The organism is Ureibacillus sp. FSL K6-2830 (genome assembly GCF_038004145.1).
Lineage (GTDB): Bacteria > Bacillota > Bacilli > Bacillales_A > Planococcaceae > Ureibacillus > Ureibacillus thermosphaericus.
In genome coordinates this window covers 2,955,489-2,978,390 of the sequence record NZ_JBBOQR010000001.1, presented here as the reverse complement: position 1 = coordinate 2,978,390, position 22,902 = coordinate 2,955,489, and the positions used below count along the sequence as shown (strand labels likewise).

Below are 22,902 nucleotides of genomic sequence, written 5' to 3'. Positions count from 1 at the left end.
ATGCTTGTAAATATATTAAGTTCAATAAATATTTTACTGTAAAACTCGCAATATACTTGTTAAGTTTAATAGTTTTTGTTACATCTAGGAGTAAAATTTAAACACTTATGACATAAAAATCCATTTAATCAAAATTTACATTAAGATAATGATGTGGTGGTGTTTATGAATTTTCTATCGAATATTGAAAATCGAATAGTCAATATGCTTACTCTAGAACATTACAATAATTTAGAGAGAGAAAAAATAAAATTTGGCGTGAGATTAATATTGAATGATATTTGGAAAATTATCATTATCTATCTGATTGCCATATTATTAGATTGTTTTTTTATCACTTTTTTCACTCACATTGTATTTTTTATTTTGAGACAAGTTTGCTTGGGGTTTCATTTTCAAAATAATTTTGTTTGTTTACTGATGAGTATACTTGCATTTCCAATTGGTGTAATCATCATAAAAGATATTCATCTAAGTATAGAATGGTTGATTTTATTCACTGGTGCAATGTCTTTATTTTTATTTATTTTTTCACCAATTGGTACGAGTAAACGTCCTGTTTTTAATTATAAACATAGACAGTATTTAAAAAAGAAAATAGCTTTTAGATTGTTTGTTTTATGGCTTTGTTTCATATTTATACCTTCCAGCAGAATTTTCATTTTTTACGGAATAACATTACAACTTATTTCTGTATTAACACAAAAATTTGTAGGAGGTAAAGAGAATGTTTAGAAAATTACTTGTCAGCAAAATTTCAGGTTTGGTTATTTTATTAGCTAATACAGCAACTACTATGGGATGTACATTAGTTTTTCATGAACCAGAACTTCCTGAAAGCTTAAAGAAAGAAAATCCTTTTAATTAATGGTATTATTTTAAGAAAAGAATTAGTGTTTTCTAAGTTGATAGAAAATTCTGTTTGGAAGTGTAGCATAAAAAGGGGATCGTTTTAAATTTTTAGACGATTCCCTTTTTTCTTATTCTTTCATTAAATTGAAGATATGGAATAATACATATTTGATAATTTGACTAAAAAATAGATAATTGCTAATCAAGAAAAGAGTCTGAGACAAAAGGTTTGCAGCCAATAGAAAAACCGAACGATTATTGAACTCTATTTCTGAGCTTCAATATCATTCGGTTTAATTAAATATCGAAAGGCTAATGATAATTCGATTTTAAGAAGACCAATTTTAATTCTGTACCAGCTTCTCCATTAACTCCAATAATCTTTTAGATAGAGATCAATTCCTCCTCATTTTTTTGAAACTGGATATGATGCAATTTTGCAAATACGCCATTTAAAGCAATTAGTTCCTCATAAGTGCCTTGTTCTTCAATTCCATTTTTCGTTACAACAATTATACGATCGGCGTTGCGAATCGTTGCAAGTCGATGCGCAATGACTAATGTTGTACGATTTTTGGACAACTCGTTCAAAGATTTTTGAATCATCATTTCTGTTTCAGTATCCAGTGCAGAAGTGGCTTCATCTAATATTAAAATTGGCGGATTTTTTAGGAACATACGTGCAATGGCTATACGCTGTTTTTGACCTCCTGATAATTTTAAGCCGCGCTCCCCAATCTGCGTTTCATAACCATCTGGAAGAGATTCGATAAATTCTTTCAAATGAGCCTTCTCAGCAGCCGCTTGTATTTCCTCAAAGCTTGCACCTAGTCTTCCGTATTCTATATTTTCACGAATTGTACCAGTAAATAAGAATACATCTTGCTGTACAATGCCAATCTGTTCACGCAACGATTTTTGTGTGATATCTCGTACGTCGATTCCATCAATAGTAATCGCCCCTGCGTTTACATCATAGAAGCGGGGAATTAATGAACAGATTGTTGTCTTCCCTGCTCCAGATGGACCGACAAATGCGATTGTTTGGCCAGCTTGGATATTAAATGAAATATTCCGTAATACCGGCTTTGATTCATCGTACTGGAACGATACATTGTTGAAAGAGATATTTCCTTGTAAATGAGGAACTGCTACAGCATTGGGACGATCCTGAATTTCCGGATCTTGCATCAGTAATTCCCGGAAACGTTTAAATCCTGCCATTCCTTTTGGATACAGTTCAAGTAATGCACTAATTTTATCAATAGGTTTAATTAATACATTTGTATATAATACGAAACTTACTAATTCACCATATGTCAATTTGCCATTATAACTCAACCAAGCACCTACCACTAAAATGACTAAAGTCAATAGTCGTGTCATAAAATAGATGCTCGAGTGTGTCCCTGCCATCACTTTATAAGCAAATAGTTTGGCAGCGCGGAAATATCCGTTTTGTTGTTTAAAGCGCTTCATTTCAAATTCTTCGTTTGTAAATGATTTAACAACCCGGATTCCTGAAACACTATCTTCTACTCTTCCATTAACATCCGCAATTTTACTATACATTTCTTTCCAAGCATTGTTCATTTTATTGTTGCAGTAAGTCACTAACCAAATTAAAAACGGTGTGAAAACAAGGGCAATAAACGTCAATGTCGGATTTACTTGGAACATAATAATGAACGCACCAATAAATGTCATCATTGCAATAAAGAAATCTTCTGGACCATGGTGCGCAAATTCACCAATATCAAAAAGATCATTTGTAATGCGGCTCATAATATGGCCCGTTTTTGTATTATCAAAAAATTTAAAGCTTTGTTTTTGGATGTGATTAAATAAATCGCGACGCATGTCGGTTTCAATATTAATTCCTAGTTTATGACCCAAGTAGTTGACAACGAAGTTCATGATGGTGCTTAAAATGTAAACAAGTAATAATAAAATGCTGACTTGTACAATTTTTCCCCAATCGCCTTCAGGTAATAAGACATCAATAAACCATTGCACCGCAATTGGGAAAAACAAATCTAAAATAGCCACAAAGACAGCACATGAAAAGTCGATGATAAATAATCGTTTATGCGGTTTGTAGTACGAAAAAAAGTGCTTTAACATTTTCTTTTCCTTTCTTTTGATAGTCATATCTTGAATTATACAAAAATTTTTTGCAAATGGATAACATTTGTAATTAGACTAATACTTTTTAAAAAGAAAAATAGGCAGAAGATTAAACTCTCCTGCCTAATTTACATCGTCATCCAAAATATTTAGTCACTCAAAACAGTTTGTACTGATGGATGAATCGAAAAGAACCCTTTTCTCATTACGCCATCAAGATGTAATATTGAAGTTGCTTCATCAATGATATTTCATATTAGATGTGACAGATTTCAATTCTTCTGCCATTGATGCAAGGGACTGGGCCGAAGCGGAAATTTCCTGCATCGCAGCCAACTGTTCTTCCACTGTTGCGACAACTTCTTCAGATGCCGCATTATAACCTTGAGCCACTTCCACAAGACCATCCAATTCTTCATTGACATGTTGAAGAGCTTTGGACATTTCTTTCACTGCTTCAGAAACTTCTTCCATTTGCGGCGAAATTTCTTTCGTTGTTTGGAGAATGTGGTTGAATTGTTCAATGGCTTCGCTTGTAATCTCTACCCCATCATCTACATTTACAGAAATCTGTTTCATCATCTTTACTGTATTTTCCGTATCATCTTGAATTTTCTTAATAATCGCCTGAATTTCTTTAGCTGATGATTGGGTTTGTTCGGCAAGGCTTCTTACTTCATCAGCGACTACAGCAAATCCTTTGCCATGTTCACCTGCACGGGCAGCTTCAATAGCCGCATTTAAAGCAAGCAAATTCGTTTGATCGGCAATTCCAGTAATTACATTTAAAATTTCATTGATTTGTTTTGAACTATCATATAAAGAATGAATAATGGACTGTGATTGGCTAACAGATGTATGAATGGATTTCATTTGTTCAACCGTTTTGGAAACAGCTTGGCCGCCTATGTCTGCCACCTGAATAGCTTTGCGTGAAAGTTCCGTCACGTTGGATGAACGTTCGGCGATGTCCTCCACTCCTTGCGAAACTTTTTTAAAGATATGGGATACATTCTCAACCATACTTGTCTGCGCTTCTGCATTTTTCGATACTTCTTGAATCGAATTGGACACTTGTTCAGTTGCTGCAGTCGTTTCTTCGGAGCTGGCAGACAATTGTTCCGATGTAGCCGCGACTTTTTCGGCTGTTTCGTCTATTTGAAGAGTCAAAGTACGCAACCCATCAATCATTTCATTAAAAGCCATTCCTAACTTTCCAATCACGTCATTTGTCGATATTTTTGCGTATTGGGTCAAGTCCCCTCCACTGACTTTTACGGCTAAATCACCCAATTGTTTAATCGGTCTGCTTAAAGATTTAATGATGAAAACAGCAGCAAAGATACCAAAGATAATCGCAATAGTTCCTACAATCCATGATAAATGTAAGATTGCTTCATTTGCTTCATCAATTTCTTTCTCATAAATCAGTCCGCCGATTTTCCACCCAGTCAATTCATCCGTAATGAAATGTAAAATTACGGATTCTCCATTTAATAGTCCATTAACCTGTCCTTTATCTTTCTCATACAATTTGTCGTAAATCGAATCTACGGCTTCGCTTCCCAATTCAGCAGATGGATGAGCAATATATTTATTGTTTTTGTCTAAAACGAGTCCATATCCCGCCTTGCCAATTTGAATGTTTTTCACTAATTCTTCCAACTTATCAAGATTGATGTCAATTCCTGCAACTCCAGTGCCATCATCGAGAGCTTTGGAGATGGTAATCACCATTTTTCCTGTACTTGCAGCAACATAAGGTTCTGAAATAAAGGTTTCTCCTTTATTCTCCATGGCTTGAATATACCAATCTCTTTCTCTAGGATCGTATCCAGCTTTAACCGCTAAATGTGCTGGTTCCTTCACAAATATTCCGTCTTCATTTCCTACATAGACGCCAGCAATTTCGGGATGGGATTCTTGATAAAATTTCAGCCATTTACGTATTTCAGAATGATTGGATTCTTGAAATTGGGATCCTCTTATACGATTTGACAATATTTGAATATCCGTCATTTTCGGTTGAATTAGATCCTTGATAACATCATCGATTCTAGATACATTAGCCGAAACATTATCCAATATTTGGTTTCTTAATTCTTCCTTGGATGTTTGATAAGATAATGTGCCAATTAGCAAAGAAGAAAGGATTACAATAATTGTAATGGAAATAAATAATTTTATATGAAAATTACGAAAGCTAAACTTGCTGATTTTTTTTGAAACTTTTTTCACTGATAGTCCTCCCCTAGTTGAAAAGTGGCATCTCCTTTGCCTAAAACTGATTTTGAAATTTTTGTTTTCTATTTGTTTAATTTATTTAGCTTAACTGGTTTGGAATAATGTTGATAATTAATGTTAAAAGTAAATCTTGGGAAAATAATTAAGATCTTCTCATACTTCATTTAACCTCCAGTATTTAAAATATAAAATTCATGCATTGATCCTAAAAAGAAATATCTTCTTTTCTAAATCAACACTTGCTGAAAAAAACCCATTATTATATCGATATAAATTTCTAACTTTTTGATATATTCTTTTAAAATCTTTATTTTGTAAAACTTTAGAATTATCGATTTATTTTTCATTTAGTGTAATCAGTCTAATTTTCCATCTTACCAAAATATGATTTTATCTCTTATAAAACAAAATTAAATAGTTTTAAAGTCACATTATCAGACTTTTACAATTTATAAAAAAAGCAGCGATTCATACTTATGAATGTCGCCTACTGGTTTTAGGGAATCATCAAACCTATTTAAGAGCATCAGCTACTTCTGTAACTGTCATGCCTGTATAATGCAACAAATGCTCCGCTCTTTTTATTCGAGTTTCAACAACATAGGATTGAATTGTTTGCCCCATAATTTCTTTGAATTTTTTTGAAAAATAACGTGGCGAAAAATTAGCGCGAGCAGCTAAACTTTCTACTGTATGATTTTTTTCGGGATGTTGTTGAACATAATTTGCCACTTCCCTGATTACCGCACAAGCGATCTTTTTATACACACAAGTGAGATCTCTATCCGCACGAGTGACCTTTTTATGTACACGAGTGGAATCTTTATCCGCACGAGTGACCTTTTTATATACACAAGTGAGATCTCTATCCGCACGAGTGAATTTTTTATATACACAAGTGAGATCTCTATCCGCACGAGTGACCTTTTTATGTACACGAGTGGAATCTTTATCTGCACAAGCGATCTTTTTATATACACAAGTGAGATCTCTATCCGCACGAGTGACCTTTTTATGTACACGAGTGAAATCTCTATCCGCACGAGTGAATTTTTTATATACACAAGTGAGATCTCTATCCGCACGAGTGACCTTTTTATATACACAAGTGAGATCTCTATCCGCACGAGTGACCTTTTTATATACACAAGTGAGATCTCTATCCGCACGAGTTATATCAAATCGAGTAGGAGGGAGCGATTAACTCCCGTCCTCTCACACCACCGTACGTACGGTTCCGTATACGGCAGTTCAATTAAGATCATTGACGCAAGTTTTCATAACGAGCTTCAAGACACTAATACGATGACCTCTGCTGACTTCTGACGGTTCAGCTACTTATCACTAAGTAGGTTATGAAGCGTACTTCACATATCCGCCAGACCTCCCCGGGTAAGTACATGCACTTTCACACCATCTATCCGCCTCATTTACTCGATATGACCTTCGACAGAAAGAGCTTTGTTTTGTTTTGCAAACTCACTCAATCATACCTAGCCTTATATGAGGTTCGTGTTCCTCGGACCGATGTTTTGCCTCCAGCTTCCTTCAGATTCCGCATCACCACGGACACCCTTGCGTTGAGCTAACCTCTACTTCTGTCTTCGGGGTTCGGGACTTACACCCTATAGTTCATGTACATGCCGGGCGCACGAAAAAGAGCGAATTTCCCTCATTCGCTCTTACATGTTTATTCATCTAAAAAATCATAAGGGGTGATACCATCCATCCCTATCATCGGATGGATTTTAGGTGCCGTTTCCGCATTCAAAACTGGTGGGAGTGGAGTTACTTCCAATGTTTCTTGCTGTTCAACATAGTTAATTAGAGAAGGATTTTTCTCTTGTTCATTGTCATTTATAACTTCCTGATGAGTATCACCCTCATCCATTCCCACTGGATTTAATCTTGAACATAAGGTCGTAAACCGTTCCAAATCGTCCGTGCGTTGAATTCCCTTCATGAATTCTTCTGGCTCTCCGCATAATATTAAATAATTTTTCGCACGAGTAATTCCTGTATAAATCAAATTTCTACGAAGCATTTTCGAATAGCTTCGAACAATAGGCATAATCACCGTTTGGAATTCACTGCCTTGCGCTTTATGAATGGAGCAGCAATAAGCCAAGGTAATTTGATTTAAGTCAGATCGTTCATACGTCACTTCATTGCCATCATAAGAAACGACAACGATATCTTGTTTTTCAACCGTTTCTTTCGCTTTTAAGATTGCTACAATTTCTCCAATATCACCGTTAAAAACATTACTTTCCGGCTGGTTGACCAGCTGTAAAACTTTATCACCAATGCGGAAAATCGTATCGCCATACTTTACTTCTTTTCGCGTGCCATCCTCGTTTGAATTCACAAGCTCTTGAATTTCTTTATTTAAATTATCAATACCAGCTGGACCCTTGTACATAGGTGCCAACACTTGAATATCGCGTATAGATTGACCTTTTGCCATTGCACTTTTTACAACTTGTGTGACGACGCTGGCAATTTGATCTTTTGAAGCTTTAATAAAAGAACGATCGGTCGTTTTTTCAGTAAAGTTAGTTGGAATTTGCCCTTTTTTAATTTGATGGGCCAGTTCGATAATCGTAGAACCATCTGCCTGGCGATATACTTCTGTTAGTTCTATGGTTGGCACGACTTTAGAAGCTAATAAGTCCTTTAATACTTGTCCAGGTCCAACCGGAGGCAATTGATCTTGATCTCCTACAAGAACCACTTGAGCATTGAGAGGAATACTTTTTAACAATTGGTGACTTAACCACGTATCTACCATGGACATTTCATCGATTATTACAAGACGGCCTTCGATTTCACGATCTGATACTTCCTCTTTTTCTTGACCATTAAAACCTAATAATCGGTGAATTGTCATCGCTGGTAAACCCGTAGATTCCGAAAGTCTTTTTGCAGCTCTACCAGTTGGTGCTGCGAGAATAATTGGAAACGGCTCTTCCCTCTTCGCATATTCTTTAGGATCTAAGGAAATTCCGTGAAGTTCTGCATACACTTCAACTAATCCTCGAATAACGGTCGTTTTCCCTGTTCCTGGCCCACCTGTTAAGATCATAACGGACGAGTTTAGAGCTTGTTCAATGGCTCTTGCTTGCGTTTCTGCATAAGTCACTTCCAAACGTTCTTCGACTTCTCCGATTGCTTTTCGTATCTCGTCTTTTGAAAAAATTTGACTTTGTTCATTTTGCTTTAAAAGTTGCAAAATTTTAGTGGCGATGCCAACTTCACTAAAATATAAGGATGGCAAGTAAATTCTCGTCTCTTCGCCGCAAATTTTCCCTTCCTCTTCCAATTCAATAACCGCTTTTGAAATAGACTCAAAAGGAATTTCTACAGGTTGGCTCTGTTCCAGCATACCTTTAACCTCAGGCAATACATGTTCCGCTTCTAAATATACATGCCCTTCAGATAAAGCAGCTTGATTCAACACATGTAAGACTGCTGCTTTAATTCGGTCGGGATGGTTTCCTGTTATGCCGATTTTGCTGCCCAATTCATCGGCTTTTGTAAATCCAACCCCTTCTACTTCTTCAATTAAACGATAAGGATTTTCGGTTAACAAATGAATTGTTTCTTCTCGATACGTTTGATATATTTTCATTCCTAATTGCGGTCCAAATCCCCATTCGTTCAATTGAATCATAATTTTATCCAAACCTAAATTTTGTTCTAAAGTGCTGCGAATAGTCATTTTTTTCTCTTCAGATAGCCTTGGAACTTCATCGAGAATTTGTGGATTTTCCATCATTTTTTTCAGCGCATCAGTCCCTAGCGTTTTGACAATCAACTCAGCAGTTTTTGGACCAATACCCGGAAATAAGTCACTCGATAAATAGTGAATGACACCTTGTTCAGTTGCAGGAACTTCCCTTTCAAACATTTCTACTTGGAATTGAATTCCGTATTTCGGATGATGCTTCAAACTTCCAAAAAAACGATAGTCATGTTCTTCATCAAGGGTTGGAAAATATCCTACAACTGTGATTTCTTTTTCTGTATATTGCAAATTGGTTTCCTTAATTTTTACTTTTACAATAGAATACATGTTGGATGCGTTATGAAAAATGGAAACAATTGGCCGGCCTAAAACAAAGGTTTTTGTCGTTTTGAGTATGGTGAAGTTTTCCTCCACTTTCATACGCTCCTCTCCGAAAAAATCTCTTTAATATGATACCATTATTACGGAGTGTAACAAAATAGGAACTTCCACTTCTCGATTAAATAATAGACCAATGATATGATATAAAAAATACTTATTGAAGGGATTCGAGTGCATTATGGAATTTAGACCTTGTATTGATTTGCATGATGGAAAAGTCAAACAAATTGTTGGCAGTACTTTAGGACAAGAAACTGTTGTAGAAAATTTTATTTCTGAAAAAGATGCTTCCTATTATGCCGAACTATTTAAAAAGGATGGTTTAACAGGTGGGCATGTTATCATGTTAGGCCCTGGAAATGAAGAACAAGCCCAATTTGCTTTAACTGCATATCCGAGAGGACTTCAAATCGGTGGAGGAATCACTGCGGACAATGCAAAAAAATGGATTGATACGGGTGCCAGCCATGTCATTGTTACATCATACATATTTCACGATGGACAATTAGATATGGAAAGATTAGAACGTCTAGTCCAAGAGATTGGAAAAGAACACATTGTCCTTGATTTAAGCTGCCGAAAACGAGACGGGAAATGGTATGTGGTAACAGATAAATGGACGAAATTCAGCGATTTTGAAGTCAATCAGGAAAATATTTCCTTTCTCGAACAATATTGTGACGAGTTTTTAATCCATGCCGTGGATGTGGAAGGGAAAAAAAACGGAATGCAGGAAGAATTAGTTCAGGATTTAGCGAAATGGACAAAGATTCCAACAACTTATGCAGGTGGAGTTCGATCATTACAAGATCTTGAAAGGTTTAAAAAATTATCAGGAGGAAAATTGCACGTAACGATCGGCAGTGCATTAGATATTTTTGGAGGCGATTTGCCATATCGAGATGTGGTGAATTATTGTAAATCATAGTTTTGATGAGCGATAGTGAATTATCCGATAGAATTTCTGTCACAACGACTTGACATCTATTATCGTGATAAGATAAATTTCGTTTCTGAAACAAATAATAATATGAAGCTTGAGGTTAACATCAATGTTGGGTATCTACGGGCTAGCATAGAAATTTCCAATTCAAAAGGCTATCTAGAAATCTTAACTTCTAGATAGCCTTTCTACATTCTAATTTTTATTCTTCAAGCGCTCCATTACCATATCATAAATATATTTTGCATGTTCATGTTCTGGTAGAATTGTAAAGGCTTGTTCTAAGTGATATAACGCTTCTTTTGCATCCTCTGTCGAGAGGGCGTAGAGCACACCTAAATTATAATGAGCATCGGCATTTTGTTCATCATGATGTAAGACATACTCCAATTCCTTTTTCGCTAAATCAAACATCTCTAACTTACATAATAAAATGCCGTAACTTAAACGAATTTGCATATCATCCGGCGCAAGTTCAGCAGCTCGTTGCATATAGGGAAGTGCCAGTTTTACTTTATTTTCCTTTTCTAATGCTTTCCCTAACATGTAATAAGCATCGGCACCTTCAATTCCATATTCAATCGACTTTTGATAAAGTTTTGCCGCCTCTACAAATCGCTCCGAATTATAATATAAGTTTGCTAAACCATAATAGGCCGTTGCTGCTTTTTCATCAAGAGTAATCGCTTTTTGAAAAAATCTCTCTGCACGCTCTATCTCGTTCATTGCGGCAAGGACATTCCCAAAATTAATATAACCTACTGGATCATCCGGATTTTGTTCAATTGCTTCCGTGAAAGCTTTCGCTGCATCTTCATAACGCTCTTCCTGCAATGCTTTGATGCCTTCTTCATTATAGTTCATGTTTTCACCTCTCATCAAAAATTGGCGACCAACTTAGCCGCCAATTATCCTACATAAGTTAATTTTTCACCATTTTTTAATACTTCATCAATTGTTCCTCCGCCTAAACATACTTCCCCATCATATAAAACAACAGCTTGTCCAGGCGTAATCGCTCGCTGTGGCACTTGGAACGTAATATGTGCCTTTTGATCATCTAAAAGCTCCACTTCTACTGGAGTATCTTCTTGTCGGTAGCGGAATTTAGCTGTACAAGTAAATTTCTTTGGTTTCGGTTGATTGGATGTGAAGCCCATATTTGTTGCGATTAATGATGTAGAATACAATGCTTCATTATGGAATCCTTGTCCCACATATAACACATTGCGTTTTAAATCTTTCCCCACAACAAACCAAGGTTCACCTTCACCGCCAATGCCAAGGCCGTGTCTTTGTCCAATTGTATAATACATTAGCCCATCATGTTTCCCCATAACTTTGCCATCAAGGGTTTCCATGTTACCAGGTTGCGCGGGCAAGTAGTGACTTAAAAATTCTTTAAAATTGCGCTCACCAATAAAACAGATGCCTGTCGAGTCTTTTTTCTTCGCCGTTGCAAGACCAGCCTCTTCAGCAATTTGTCTTACTTTCGGCTTTTCAATATGCCCGATTGGGAACATGACCTTTTGCAGCTGTTGCTGATTCAATTGATTTAAAAAATATGTTTGGTCTTTATTCCGATCGACGCCGCGCAATAACACGACTTCTCCTTCTCGCTCTTCCACTCGAGCATAATGCCCTGTTGCTAAATAATCAGCACCCAGCTTTAATGCATGCTCAAGGAAAGCTTTGAATTTGATTTCCTTGTTGCACATGACATCGGGATTTGGAGTTCTTCCAGCTTTGTATTCCTCTAAAAAATAGGTAAATACTTTATCCCAATATTCTTTCTCAAAATTTACCGCGTAGTAAGGGATGCCGATTTGATTGCAGACTTTGATGACATCTTCATAATCTTCCGTTGCGGTACATACACCGTTTTCATCGGTATCATCCCAGTTTTTCATGAAGATGCCAATTACATCATAGCCTTGCTGCTTCAACAAATAAGCAGCTACAGATGAATCTACCCCACCGCTCATTCCAACGACTACACGAATTTGTGATGGATCACGAGTTTCTACCATATATTTCACCTTTTCTATTTCTATGAATTTGTCATTCTTTTCACGATTTTGGCAGTACGTTCTGCTGCAATTTCAACATCTTTCTCTGTTAATCCTAAACCGAAACTAAAACGAATGGAATTACGAAGCTCTGGAGCACCTTTTCCAAACATTGCAACGAGCACGTGAGATGGGTCAATGGAACCTGCTGTACAAGCCGAACCACTTGATGCATAAACACCGTCCATATCCAAATTCACGAGGAACGATTCAACGTCCATTCCTGGAAAACTAATATTTAATATATGTTTAAGGAAATATTCATGATCACCATTTACCTTGTAAGTAATTTGTTCCCGATTTAATACATTTAAGAAGATCATTCTAAATTGAAGATATGTTTCCTGTCTTTTTTCCATTTCCTGCTGCGAGATTTCAACAGCTTTTGCAAAACCTACAGCAGCATGTACATTTTCCGTCCCTGCTCTCCGTTTTCTTTCCTGTGAGCCACCATAAAATGTAGCGATGAAAGGCGTTTTTTCCCGTTGATATAAAAAGCCAATTCCTTTTGGTCCATTAATTTTATGGCTTGAGACACTTAATAGATCAACGTGTAATTCATTAACATCGATTTTTTCTAATCCATAAGCTTGAACAGCATCGGTATGAAAAATCGCTTGATGGTCTTTTAGTAGTTCACCAATTTCTTTAATTGGTTGAATCGTACCTACTTCGTTATTTCCATACATAATCGTTACTAAAATCGTGTCATCTCGCAATGCATTTTTTACAGATTCAACAGAAATGCGACCGTTTTCATTTACTGGTAAATATGTTACTTCAAAACCAGCTTTTTCTAGCTGTTCACATGCATGTAGAACAGCATGATGCTCTACTGATGTTGTGATAATATGTTTACCTTTCGATTTTAAAGCTTGAGCTACTCCAAATATTGCTGTATTATCAGCTTCTGTTCCACCACTGGTTAAAATGATTTCTGTATCTTTCGCGCCAATGGATTGAGCTAAAATACTTCTCGCTTCGTCCAATACCTTTCTTGCAGATCGTCCTGCTGTATGGATGCTGGAAGGATTTCCATACACACGAGCCATTACTTCCGCCATAGAATTGATGACTTCTGGATGAACTGGTGAAGTTGCTGCATGATCTAAGTAAAACGTTTGCATAATGTGCCGATAAACTCCTTTATTCTTATGTGCAATTAAATATAGAACATATAACCGTCATATTCTGTCTCGTCAGTATAATTTGCTAAATCTTCAATCGTTGTCGTATCAAGTACCTGTTTTACTGCATCGCGAATGCGAATCCAAAGCTGTTGTTGTGGTGGTTCTTCTTCTTCAATTCCCTCCACTGGTTGGATTGGACCTTCTAATACACGAATCACATCGGCTGCTGAAATTTTACTTGGTGGAATGGCAAGCAAATAACCGCCGTATGCACCGCGCACACTTTTTACTAAACCAGCAATACGTAATGGAGATACTAATTGTTCTAAGTATGCCTCCGATAGATTTTTTTCTTCCGCAATTTTACGTAATGGGAGTGGACCATCCCCATAATGTTTTGCTAATTCAATCATAATTGTTAAACCGTATCTACCTTTTGTTGAAATTTTCATCTTACTACACCTCAAATTTCTATTCCCATATTCTTCGTCTAGTATAACATAACACCTTTTATTCCACTTGGAAAAGGTCTATTATAATTTATAAATGAAAAGTTTTTAAATTCATCGGAGGAAGTACTATGCAAAATGAACCATTGGCATTTCGAATGCGCCCAAGAAATATAGATGAAGTAGTTGGACAACAACATATTATTGGTAAAGATACCGCTTTATATAAAATGATTCAAAACGGACATGTTCCGTCAATGTTATTATACGGCGAACCAGGAATTGGGAAAACCTCTATTGCCTATGCGATTGCAGGAAGCACAAATTTACCTTTCTTTCCTCTAAACGCAACGATTGCTGGAAAAAAAGATGTTGAACAAATTGTATCAGAAGCAAGGCTCACAGGAAAAGTCATACTGTTTTTAGATGAGATTCATAGATTTAATAAACTTCAACAAGATACATTATTACCCCATGTGGAAGATGGGTCAATTATTTTAATCGGTGCTACGACAGAAAATCCATTTCACGATGTCAATCCAGCAATTCGTTCCCGATGCGGGGAGATTTTTCAACTAAAACGTTTGACTCTTGAGGAACTTGTCCAACTGTTAAAAAACGCATTGCATGATGAAGAACGAGGATTAGGTAAATATTCAATTGATATTCATGATGAACAAATAAAAAAAATTGCGATTGCTTCCAATGGTGATGCTAGGAAAGCTTTAACTTTGTTAGAATCAGTCTTTCATGCTTCAGAAGAAATAGATGACATTGTGCGTGTGGAAGATTCTACTATCGAACACTTGGCGAAACGCATCGGCGTATATGGAGATAAAGGTGGCACGCATTTTTATAATTTATTGTCCGCTTTGCAAAAATCTGTGAGAGGAAGCGATGTCAACGCAAGTTTATATTATTTAGCCCATTTGCTTGAAAATGGAGATTTAATTGCAGTTTGTAGAAGACTTTTGGTGATGGCTTATGAGGATATTGGCCTTGCGAATCCCCATGTAGGTGCCCATGTATATGCAGCAACAGAAGCAGCAAAAGTACTCGGCTTACCTGAAGCGAGAATTCCCCTTGCCAATGCAGTCATTGAAATGTGCTTATCTGAAAAATCCAATTCCGCATATCAGGCATTAGACGCTGCAATTAAAGCCATTCATGAAGGAAAAACTGGGGATATTCCTATGCATTTGAGGGATGCTCATTATGCGGGAGCCAAAACATTAGGCCACGTTGGTTACCAGTACCCTCACGACTATCCAATAGGCACTTTTGGTGGTTGGGTAAATCAACAATATTTACCAGATACACTTCAAGATATGGAATTTTATCGCCCTGTCATTGCAGGGGAAGAAAAAAGGATGGCAACAATCTATGAAAAGTTAAAATCCTTAAAAAATCATAACAGTCGAATCAATTTCATAAATCATAGTATTTCTGAAGTATAGAGTACCCCTATACTAAAAACTTTGTTTTTTTTTTAAAATTATGCAACTTGGTTTTGTTGCTGTAATAAAGCATTGATTCGATCAACTGCTAGTTTGCAGGTATTATAAATTAACGTCACCAGATTGAAATGCATTTTTGCTTTCTTTCCTGTACGATGACGGACATTGTTTAATTGAAAGTATTCCTTTAAATAAGCGTTAACGCGTTCGACTGCTGTACGTTCTTGATAAAGCTGTTTCCATCGTTCTGTCCCACGTGCTGGATAGGTAAATTTACGGATATCTATATCACATTTGATTTTGAAAACTTTTTGGCAAAGGGTGTCTTCTCGTAATGGGCAAGTTGCACATTCCTTTGGACGTGTGAATTTTAATGTATTGTACTTAGCGTCAAAGCTGTCATATTGGTAACTATGTTCACGCACACAGGTTGGACGAAAATGTTCATCGAATCCTATATATTCTCCTTCTCGGCGAACGTTGTAAGGAATCACGACTCGCATGGACTGTGATACGGCTTGACGGTAAATAGGTTCAACATCATAACCAGCATCAAATATAGCTATTGTAAAATGACCGTTTCCTAAGTGATGAAGTTTTTTCAATAATGGAATCGCAGCTTTACAATCACTTAAATTACCTGAGGACATCAAACGAGTGATGATATATTGACTTTTCGTCGAAACAGCTAAATGGGCTTTATAACCAAACCAGAATGTATTTTTTCCTTTACTATTCTTTTTCACACCCCATTTTGGCTCAATCGGTACATCCTTCCAAAGGGTTTCTAATGGGATATCCAGCTGTTCTTTCAGTTCTTTTTCATAGGTTGATTGATTTCCTTTTTTCTCTACTTGTTCGGCTAACCAAACAGCTCGTTCAGCTTTAGTTTTACGACCACGTTTTTTAGGAGTTTTAGGTGCTTTCTTTTCTGATGGTGTGAAAGCATCACGAGCTTCAAAGTGACTCGCATCGATGGCGACATGTTCATCATTTAGAAAGCCTTCCAACATCGCTGTTTTGATGAGTGTATCGTTCATTTTATCTAGCACATCTGATTCACTAATGACTTGAATCATGCGTGAATAAGAGCTTTCAGATGGTACGACATCAGACACAAGGAATCCACAGTCGAAACGAAATAAAGGATCATGGACCAAACGTTTGACTAAATCCTTCATTGTTGGAATTCGTTCGACAATACGAATAATCAGCGATTGAATCATTGCACCATAATTCAATTCACGTGGCGCACCTTTCAATGTCTTTTTAGAAAACAATTGAAAAATAGGTTGAATGTCAATCACACTAAAAATGGCATCATAACGATGGGAACTTTCCATTTCTAATAATTGATGGATGTCAAAAAGAGAAATTTGTTTTACAATAGTCATAGGGTACTCACCTCTTTCGTATGGTTTGTTTGGTTACTTACCATTATAACGAAATTTGGGGAGGTACCCATTTTTTATTGTCTTGAATCCCTTGAAAATCAAGGGGTGAGAATTATGAAATTAACTCAGTCAGTAAATCCTTAATTGAGATAAACCGAATTTGTTTTCAGATTTTATCGTAAAAAGGGCTTGTTTAAAAAGTCCATAAAAACAGAGCGAATGGAGAAAACAATGAGTTTTTCCATTCGCTCTGTTTCATATTTCCTGGTTTTCAACGTAAAGTTGTTCGATTTTTACTGTTTCCCCAACTTTCCAAAAAAAGCATCAAGTGGTAGCCATGTTTATTAATTTAGGATATTGTTTCCATATTGATTGCAAAATTCATTGAAAAAACGAATGCAGTCTTTTAAACCATTATTTTTATCAAGGTAATAGCGTTCAAATTCATCTTCTTCATGAAATAATTGATTAAATGTTTCGCTCATCTCTTGTAAAAATTCTAAATTGCGTCCTTGAACATCCGGTAAACAATTGGCTGCATCATGAAAAGATTTTTTTATTTGCTCTTTTTGTTCTTCAGTCATTTCCTTTACAAGGTTCATATATACAATTGTATTGAAGTATATAATTTTGCTTACGATATCAATAAATAAAGACCAATACATATCGCTTTCCGGCAATCTTCCATCTTTTCTTCGCACATAATTTTTGAAGTAAGTAACCAATTCATCCAATAACTGTTTTAACTCTTCAAAAGCCAAATCCCATTTTTTCGAAGTATCAATATAATCGAAGAGAATCCCATCCAATTCTTCTTGAAGCTGGACTAAATTCAATATGTCATTTCTTATTTGAATTTTTGGCATAAAATACCCCCTTGTATGCTCGTATTAAGTTTTACTATATCAATAAAATCCTTATTATTTTGAATGAAATAATAAAACGTGAAAAAAATGTATTAAATCTGTTTTTTTAGCTTCATTAATAGCAATTTCCGAATATGGGGGTATTTATAAAAAAGTACGATTCGATAGACCTTAAAAGCTACCATTTTCTATTGTCTCTTCATTATGATTACACACACTCATTATTTTATTAGAAAAATTATTTCTTTATTCATTCTAATTAGATAATTATTGTTTTACACGCTTAATTGGTATGTCTTTTAATACAGAGTTGATTACCCAGCTTGCACAAATAAGCCCACAAACGGATGGACAAAAAGCGTTTGATGATGGGGGCATTTTAGCTTTACGGATGGACGCATCGGGATTCCCTACTTCTTCGACAACATCCGGTCTTACGACAATTGGTGATTCATCGGAAAAGACTACCGTTATGCCTTTTTTTATACCTTCTTTTCTTAATTTCGTACGAATAACTTTTGCCATTGGATCTGTATGAGTTTTTGAAATATCTGCAATGCGGAATCTTGTTGGATCCATTTTATTTGCAGCACCCATACTGGAAATAATCTGGATATTTCGCTTTAAACATTCTTTCATTAAATGAATTTTATACATGATTGTATCTGAGGCATCAATGACATAATCAATATCATATTCAAATAGTTTTTCATACGTTTCTTCGTTATAAAACATGTGTAAATGAATAACTTCACATTCTGGATTAATATCTGCAATTCGTTCTTTCATAACTTCTGCTTTTGGTCTACCAATCGTTGATAAATACGCAACCAATTGGCGATTAACATTTGTGATATCTACCACATCTTTGTCTATTAAAATAATTCGCCCTATACCGCTTCGTGCACATGCTTCCGCAGCAAAAGAGCCAACTCCTCCAATCCCTAAAATTGCAACCGTTGTATTTTTTAATCTATCTAATCCTTCTTTTCCTATCGCAAGTTCGTTTCTAGAAAATTGATGTAACATACCTTTCTGCCTTTCATTCGAATTTTTCACATCGGAATTATATCATAAGTGTTGGTTAGAAGTGTATACGTTTATATTTCCAAAGTATTAATAAAATACAAAAACTCCTCCATCAAAAATGGAGGAGTTTAAAGCATGACGAATCCCGAAGATGCCGTAGTGCGTCATTAACACCGTTTTGAACCCGCTATCTCGCAGGTGGGTGCCCTCACTGACTTTTTAAACGTCCCCTATACTTTTGGCGTTCTGATGGGGCATGTTTGCCAAGTCAAAATATTGAGCTCCCTTTTTATTGTTGTTCGGTCAAAACTGTTAATATAGCATTCACAAACACTTCAGGATTCGTGTTGGTATTATCATAACATTAGTGGAAGTAAATTTCAATGAATATAGATTAAATTGTGTTAATTTTTTGTTTATTTTAATTAGAATTTGATTTTTTGCGTGCAAAAAACAAAAGAAAAATCAAATCCATTAATATTTTTAATATGAAAGGGGCTAGAAAGCTAAATCTTTCCAGACCCCCTCACTCTTCATAATCATGGTTTTTTATAAATCTTTGCTCCTGCGATAGTCGAAACAAGTTTCACTATTCTCATCATAATTTATCTAAACTTAGCGTGGAAGATAGTAACAAAGAAGGGGGCGTCTGAAAAGTCATTTTGAGACGCACCCTTTGCGGCTGTCGCTAATGCTTTCGCCGCAGATAAATTGCGGCTGTCACACATGCTTAGCCGCAGATAAATTGCGGCTGTCACACATGCTTAGCCGCAGATAAATTGCGGCTGTCGCACATGCTTAGCCGCAGATAAAATGCGACGAGGAGGCGCGTTTGATGTGACCACCAGAGGAGCAAAGTTTTTAAGAGAAGTTTACTATAAGAAGTAAGGCTGTTCAGAAAGTGTTCGACTTTCTGGACAGCCCCCCTTTTCTATACTTATTTATTAAATACATTCACTTTTAAATGTAATTCTTCTAGTTGTTTTGGTGAAACTTCGCTTGGCGCATCAGTCAGCAAGCAACTTGCAGTAGCAGTTTTAGGGAATGCAATCGTATCTCTCAAGTTGTTGCGACCTGCTAAAATCATCACTAAACGGTCTAATCCCATCGCAATTCCACCATGAGGCGGCACACCGTATTCGAACGCTTCAAGTAAGAAACCGAATTGTTCTTTTGCTTGTTCCTCTGTAAATCCAAGAAGTTTGAACATTTTTTCTTGTAAATCTCTCTCATAAATCCGTAATGAACCGCCGCCTAATTCATAACCGTTTAACACGATATCATAAGCTTGTGCTCGAACTTGATCTGGATTTGTATCCATTAATTCAATATCCTCATCAAATGGACGAGTGAACGGATGGTGAGCAGCAGTATAGCGTTTTTCATCTTCGTCCCACTCAAGTAATGGCCAATCTGTTACCCAAAGGAAAGCAAATTGTGATTCATCGATTAAGCCTAACTCTTTTCCTAGTTTATTTCGCAATGCACCAAGAGAAGCGGCAACAATAGAAGCATCATCTGCTCCGAACAATAATAAGTCTCCAGGTTCAGCACCAGTCGCATTTTTGATATCTTCTACAATTTGACCTTCAAAGAATTTCGCGATCGGACCAGTGAAACCTTCTTCCGTCACTTTAATCCAAGCTAATCCTTTCGCACCGTAAATCGCCACAAATTCTGTCAATGCATCAATATCTTTACGAGTAAACTTGTCGTTTGCCCCTTTAACATTGATTGCTTTTACAACGCCGCCTTTTTCAACCGCGCTCGTAAATACTTTGAAGTTGCTATCTTTTACAATGTCCGTAAGGTTGATTAATTCTAAGCCAAAGCGAACATCTGGTTTATCGGAACCAAAACGATCCATCGCTTCTTGGTAAGAGATGCGTGGGAATGGAGTTTGCACTTCAATTCCTTTTACTTCTTTCATGACAGCAGCTAACATGCGTTCTGTCATATCGATAATTTCATCCATGGACATGAAAGATGTTTCAATATCCACTTGAGTAAATTCTGGTTGACGGTCAGCACGCAAATCTTCGTCACGGAAGCAGCGAGCGATTTGGAAGTATTTTTCGAATCCTGCCACCATCAATAATTGTTTGAATAATTGTGGTGATTGCGGCAATGCATAGAATTCTCCTTCATGCACGCGAGATGGGACTAAATAGTCTCGTGCACCTTCTGGAGTAGATTTTGTTAAAATTGGCGTTTCCACTTCCAAGAAACCGTCATTTTGCAAGAAGTTACGGATTGTACGCGTTACATCAGAGCGTAATTTAAATGTGTTATACATAACAGGACGTCTTAAATCTAAGTAACGGTATTTTAAACGTACATCTTCATTGATGTCGACATAATCCTCAATGGCAAAAGGAGGTGTTTTAGATGTATTAATAATTTTAATATCCGTTGCGACAACTTCTATTTTACCAGTTTCGATGTTTGGATTTACTTGGCTTGGATCACGAAGTACAACTTTTCCTTCTACTTCGACTACAAATTCGCTTCGAATTTTATCTGCAATTTCGCGGGCTTGTGGCGCTTCATCACCAAATACAACTTGTACAATACCAGTGCGGTCACGAACATCTACGAAAATTAAACTTCCTAAATCTCTACGACGTTGTACCCAACCTTTTAAAACGACTTGTTGTCCATGATGTTCTTCTCTTAATTCTCCACAATGATGTGTTCTTTGAGCCATTTTCTATTCCTCCAATTTTTTAATCTATAGAAAGATGTTGTTTCAGATAATTTACGATTTCATTGATTTCTACTTTTTCTTGGTTTCCTGTTTCCATTTGTTTCACAACTACAACTCCCTCTTCAAGCTCCGTTTCACCGATAATCACGACAAATTTCGCTTGAAGACGGTCAGCAGATTTCATCTGGGCCTTCATTTTACGCATCAAATAATCCATATCTGCAGAAATGCCTTTTAAACGGAAAGAGCTAATTAATTCCACAGCTTTTAATTTAGCCTCATCACCAAGGGCAATGACATAAACATCAAGCGCGTCATCTAACTCTAATTCAACCCCTTCTGCTTCTAAAGCAAGGAGCAATCTTTCAATCGATAAGGCAAATCCAATACCTGGAACATCTGGGCCGCCAATTTCTTCTACTAGCCCATTATATCTTCCACCACCGCAAAGAGTTGTAATTGCTCCAAAGCCTTCTGCAGTGCTCATTATTTCAAAGGCTGTGTGAGTATAATAATCTAAACCACGAACAAGATTTGGATCTACTTCATATTCGATTCCTAGAACTTCTAAATATTTCTTCACTTGTTCAAAATATTCTCTTGATGTCGGTGTTAAGTAATCCGTTAATTTAGGAGCTGTTTGCATAAGCGAGTGTTCGCGGTCTACTTTACAGTCTAAAATGCGTAGTGGATTTTTTTCCAAACGATTTTTACAATCATCACAAAACTCATGAATGTGCGGTTTGAAATGATTGATTAGTGCTGTTCTATGAGTATCTCTCGTTTCTTTATCCCCTAAAGAATTAATCACTAATTTTAAATCTTTTAAACCTACTGTTTGGTAAATGTCCATTGCAAAAGCAATGACTTCTGCATCGATAGCAGGGTCAGCACTACCAATCGCTTCAACACCAAACTGAACGAATTGACGGTATCTTCCAGCTTGTTGACGCTCATAGCGGAACATTGGACCCATGTAGGAAAGTTTAATTGGTTGATCAGGTGCTCCATACATCTTATGTTCGACATAGGCACGAACCGTAGAAGCAGTTCCTTCTGGACGCAACGTTAATGAACGGCCACCACGGTCTTCAAATGTGTACATTTCCTTCTGAACAATATCCGTTGTGTCCCCTACACTTCGTTGAAATAACTCCGTATGTTCAAAAATAGGTGTGCGAATTTCTTTATATCGATAAACGCGAGCTAATTCTCGTAAAATGGATTCAATTTTTTGCCATTTAGGTGTGTTTTCAGGCAAAATATCTTGTGTGCCTCTAGGTACTTTAAAAGCCATTTCCTATCTCCTTTCTATAAACAAATTTTGGAACAAAAAAATGCTCTCATCCCTTATAACAAGGGACGAAAGCATATCACTTCCGCGGTTCCACCCTAGTTGATGTGTATGAACACACCCACCTCATAACGGATAACGGCCGTTTCCGTTTTTCCCTACTTAAATTTCAGGAAAAAGCCTCCCAAGTGTTCTTCGCAAATACCTTCTGT

17 protein-coding genes, 1 other RNA gene, 1 pseudogene and 1 other annotated feature (1 of these 20 cut by a window edge) are annotated in these 22,902 nt (G+C 36.5%); of the genes and pseudogenes, 5 read left to right on the top strand and 14 right to left on the bottom strand.

Going from position 1 to position 22,902, the window contains the following annotated elements:
- Window positions 1-165 precede the first annotated feature (165 nt).
- Together NSU17_RS14760 and NSU17_RS14755 are read left to right on the top strand one after the other, a co-directional pair.
- Window positions 166-735, top strand: a complete 570-nt coding sequence (locus tag NSU17_RS14760; protein ID WP_340705378.1) for an accessory gene regulator ArgB-like protein — start codon at window positions 166-168, stop codon at window positions 733-735.
- Window positions 728-868: a cyclic lactone autoinducer peptide gene (locus NSU17_RS14755; protein ID WP_016839648.1), complete on the top strand. Its 141-nt coding sequence runs from the start codon at window positions 728-730 to the stop codon at window positions 866-868. The genes NSU17_RS14760 and NSU17_RS14755 overlap by 8 nt, the downstream gene beginning before the upstream one ends.
- Window positions 869-1,236: 368 nt before the next feature.
- On the opposite strand, the gene NSU17_RS14750 is transcribed toward NSU17_RS14755, so the two are convergent.
- From NSU17_RS14750 to NSU17_RS14740, 3 genes and pseudogenes are all read right to left on the bottom strand, one after another.
- A complete protein-coding gene (locus NSU17_RS14750) occupies window positions 1,237-2,976 on the bottom strand; it encodes an ABC transporter ATP-binding protein (RefSeq protein WP_340436023.1) in 1,740 nt (579 codons plus the stop codon).
- Between the two features lie 243 nt (window positions 2,977-3,219).
- Window positions 3,220-5,217 (bottom strand): methyl-accepting chemotaxis protein, encoded by a 1,998-nt coding sequence (locus NSU17_RS14745; RefSeq protein WP_340705377.1) that lies wholly within the window; start codon window positions 5,215-5,217, stop codon window positions 3,220-3,222.
- 525 nt (window positions 5,218-5,742) lie between these two features.
- Window positions 5,743-5,964 (bottom strand): annotated as a pseudogene (locus tag NSU17_RS14740) (helix-turn-helix domain-containing protein); the annotation flags it as partial.
- 31 nt (window positions 5,965-5,995) lie between these two features.
- On the opposite strand from NSU17_RS14740, the gene NSU17_RS14735 reads away from it, so the two are divergent.
- A complete protein-coding gene (locus NSU17_RS14735; protein ID WP_340705376.1) occupies window positions 5,996-6,427 on the top strand; it encodes a hypothetical protein in 432 nt (143 codons plus the stop codon).
- 486 nt (window positions 6,428-6,913) lie between these two features.
- On the opposite strand, the gene recD2 is transcribed toward NSU17_RS14735, so the two are convergent.
- Window positions 6,914-9,391, bottom strand: a complete 2,478-nt coding sequence (gene recD2 / locus NSU17_RS14730) for an SF1B family DNA helicase RecD2 (protein WP_340705375.1) — start codon at window positions 9,389-9,391, stop codon at window positions 6,914-6,916.
- A gap of 139 nt (window positions 9,392-9,530) precedes the next feature.
- On the opposite strand from recD2, the gene hisA reads away from it, so the two are divergent.
- Window positions 9,531-10,280: a phosphoribosylformimino-5-aminoimidazole carboxamide ribotide isomerase gene (gene hisA / locus NSU17_RS14725; RefSeq protein ID WP_340705374.1), complete on the top strand. Its 750-nt coding sequence runs from the start codon at window positions 9,531-9,533 to the stop codon at window positions 10,278-10,280.
- A gap of 210 nt (window positions 10,281-10,490) precedes the next feature.
- Here hisA and NSU17_RS14720 read toward each other — a convergent pair whose 3' ends face one another.
- From NSU17_RS14720 to cymR, 4 genes are read right to left on the bottom strand one after another with little or no spacing between them, the layout of a single operon-like run.
- Window positions 10,491-11,159 carry a tetratricopeptide repeat protein gene (locus NSU17_RS14720; protein ID WP_340705373.1) on the bottom strand — a complete coding sequence of 223 codons (669 nt, stop codon included), beginning with the start codon at window positions 11,157-11,159 and terminating at the stop codon, window positions 10,491-10,493.
- A gap of 44 nt (window positions 11,160-11,203) precedes the next feature.
- On the bottom strand, window positions 11,204-12,325 hold the full coding sequence (mnmA, locus tag NSU17_RS14715) for a tRNA 2-thiouridine(34) synthase MnmA (RefSeq protein ID WP_340705372.1): 1,122 nt from the start codon (window positions 12,323-12,325) through the stop codon (window positions 11,204-11,206).
- Window positions 12,326-12,345: 20 nt separating this feature from the next.
- Window positions 12,346-13,491 carry a cysteine desulfurase family protein gene (locus tag NSU17_RS14710; RefSeq protein ID WP_340705371.1) on the bottom strand — a complete coding sequence of 382 codons (1,146 nt, stop codon included), beginning with the start codon at window positions 13,489-13,491 and terminating at the stop codon, window positions 12,346-12,348.
- Window positions 13,492-13,526: 35 nt separating this feature from the next.
- Window positions 13,527-13,946, bottom strand: coding sequence for a cysteine metabolism transcriptional regulator CymR (gene cymR / locus NSU17_RS14705; protein WP_016839403.1), 420 nt, complete (start codon window positions 13,944-13,946; stop codon window positions 13,527-13,529).
- Window positions 13,947-14,074: 128 nt separating this feature from the next.
- On the opposite strand from cymR, the gene NSU17_RS14700 reads away from it, so the two are divergent.
- Complete coding sequence (locus tag NSU17_RS14700; protein ID WP_340705370.1) at window positions 14,075-15,400, top strand: replication-associated recombination protein A; 1,326 nt, start codon at window positions 14,075-14,077, stop codon at window positions 15,398-15,400.
- A gap of 38 nt (window positions 15,401-15,438) precedes the next feature.
- On the opposite strand, the gene NSU17_RS14695 is transcribed toward NSU17_RS14700, so the two are convergent.
- The 6 genes from NSU17_RS14695 to hisS all read right to left on the bottom strand — a co-directional run bounded on the left by NSU17_RS14695 (window position 15,439) and on the right by hisS (window position 22,693).
- On the bottom strand, window positions 15,439-16,794 hold the full coding sequence (locus tag NSU17_RS14695) for a transposase (protein ID WP_340704380.1): 1,356 nt from the start codon (window positions 16,792-16,794) through the stop codon (window positions 15,439-15,441).
- A gap of 344 nt (window positions 16,795-17,138) precedes the next feature.
- Complete coding sequence (locus NSU17_RS14690; RefSeq protein ID WP_340705369.1) at window positions 17,139-17,660, bottom strand: hypothetical protein; 522 nt, start codon at window positions 17,658-17,660, stop codon at window positions 17,139-17,141.
- Window positions 17,661-17,927: 267 nt separating this feature from the next.
- Window positions 17,928-18,689 carry a tRNA threonylcarbamoyladenosine dehydratase gene (locus tag NSU17_RS14685; RefSeq protein WP_340705368.1) on the bottom strand — a complete coding sequence of 254 codons (762 nt, stop codon included), beginning with the start codon at window positions 18,687-18,689 and terminating at the stop codon, window positions 17,928-17,930.
- Between the two features lie 138 nt (window positions 18,690-18,827).
- A non-coding RNA gene (gene ssrS, locus NSU17_RS14680) (6S RNA) lies at window positions 18,828-19,034 on the bottom strand.
- 592 nt (window positions 19,035-19,626) lie between these two features.
- Window positions 19,627-21,396 (bottom strand): aspartate--tRNA ligase, encoded by a 1,770-nt coding sequence (gene aspS, locus NSU17_RS14675; protein ID WP_168412378.1) that lies wholly within the window; start codon window positions 21,394-21,396, stop codon window positions 19,627-19,629.
- Between the two features lie 19 nt (window positions 21,397-21,415).
- Window positions 21,416-22,693 (bottom strand): histidine--tRNA ligase, encoded by a 1,278-nt coding sequence (gene hisS / locus NSU17_RS14670; RefSeq protein WP_096551327.1) that lies wholly within the window; start codon window positions 22,691-22,693, stop codon window positions 21,416-21,418.
- 58 nt (window positions 22,694-22,751) lie between these two features.
- Window positions 22,752-22,902: a binding site (T-box leader), on the bottom strand (it continues 73 nt past the right edge of the window).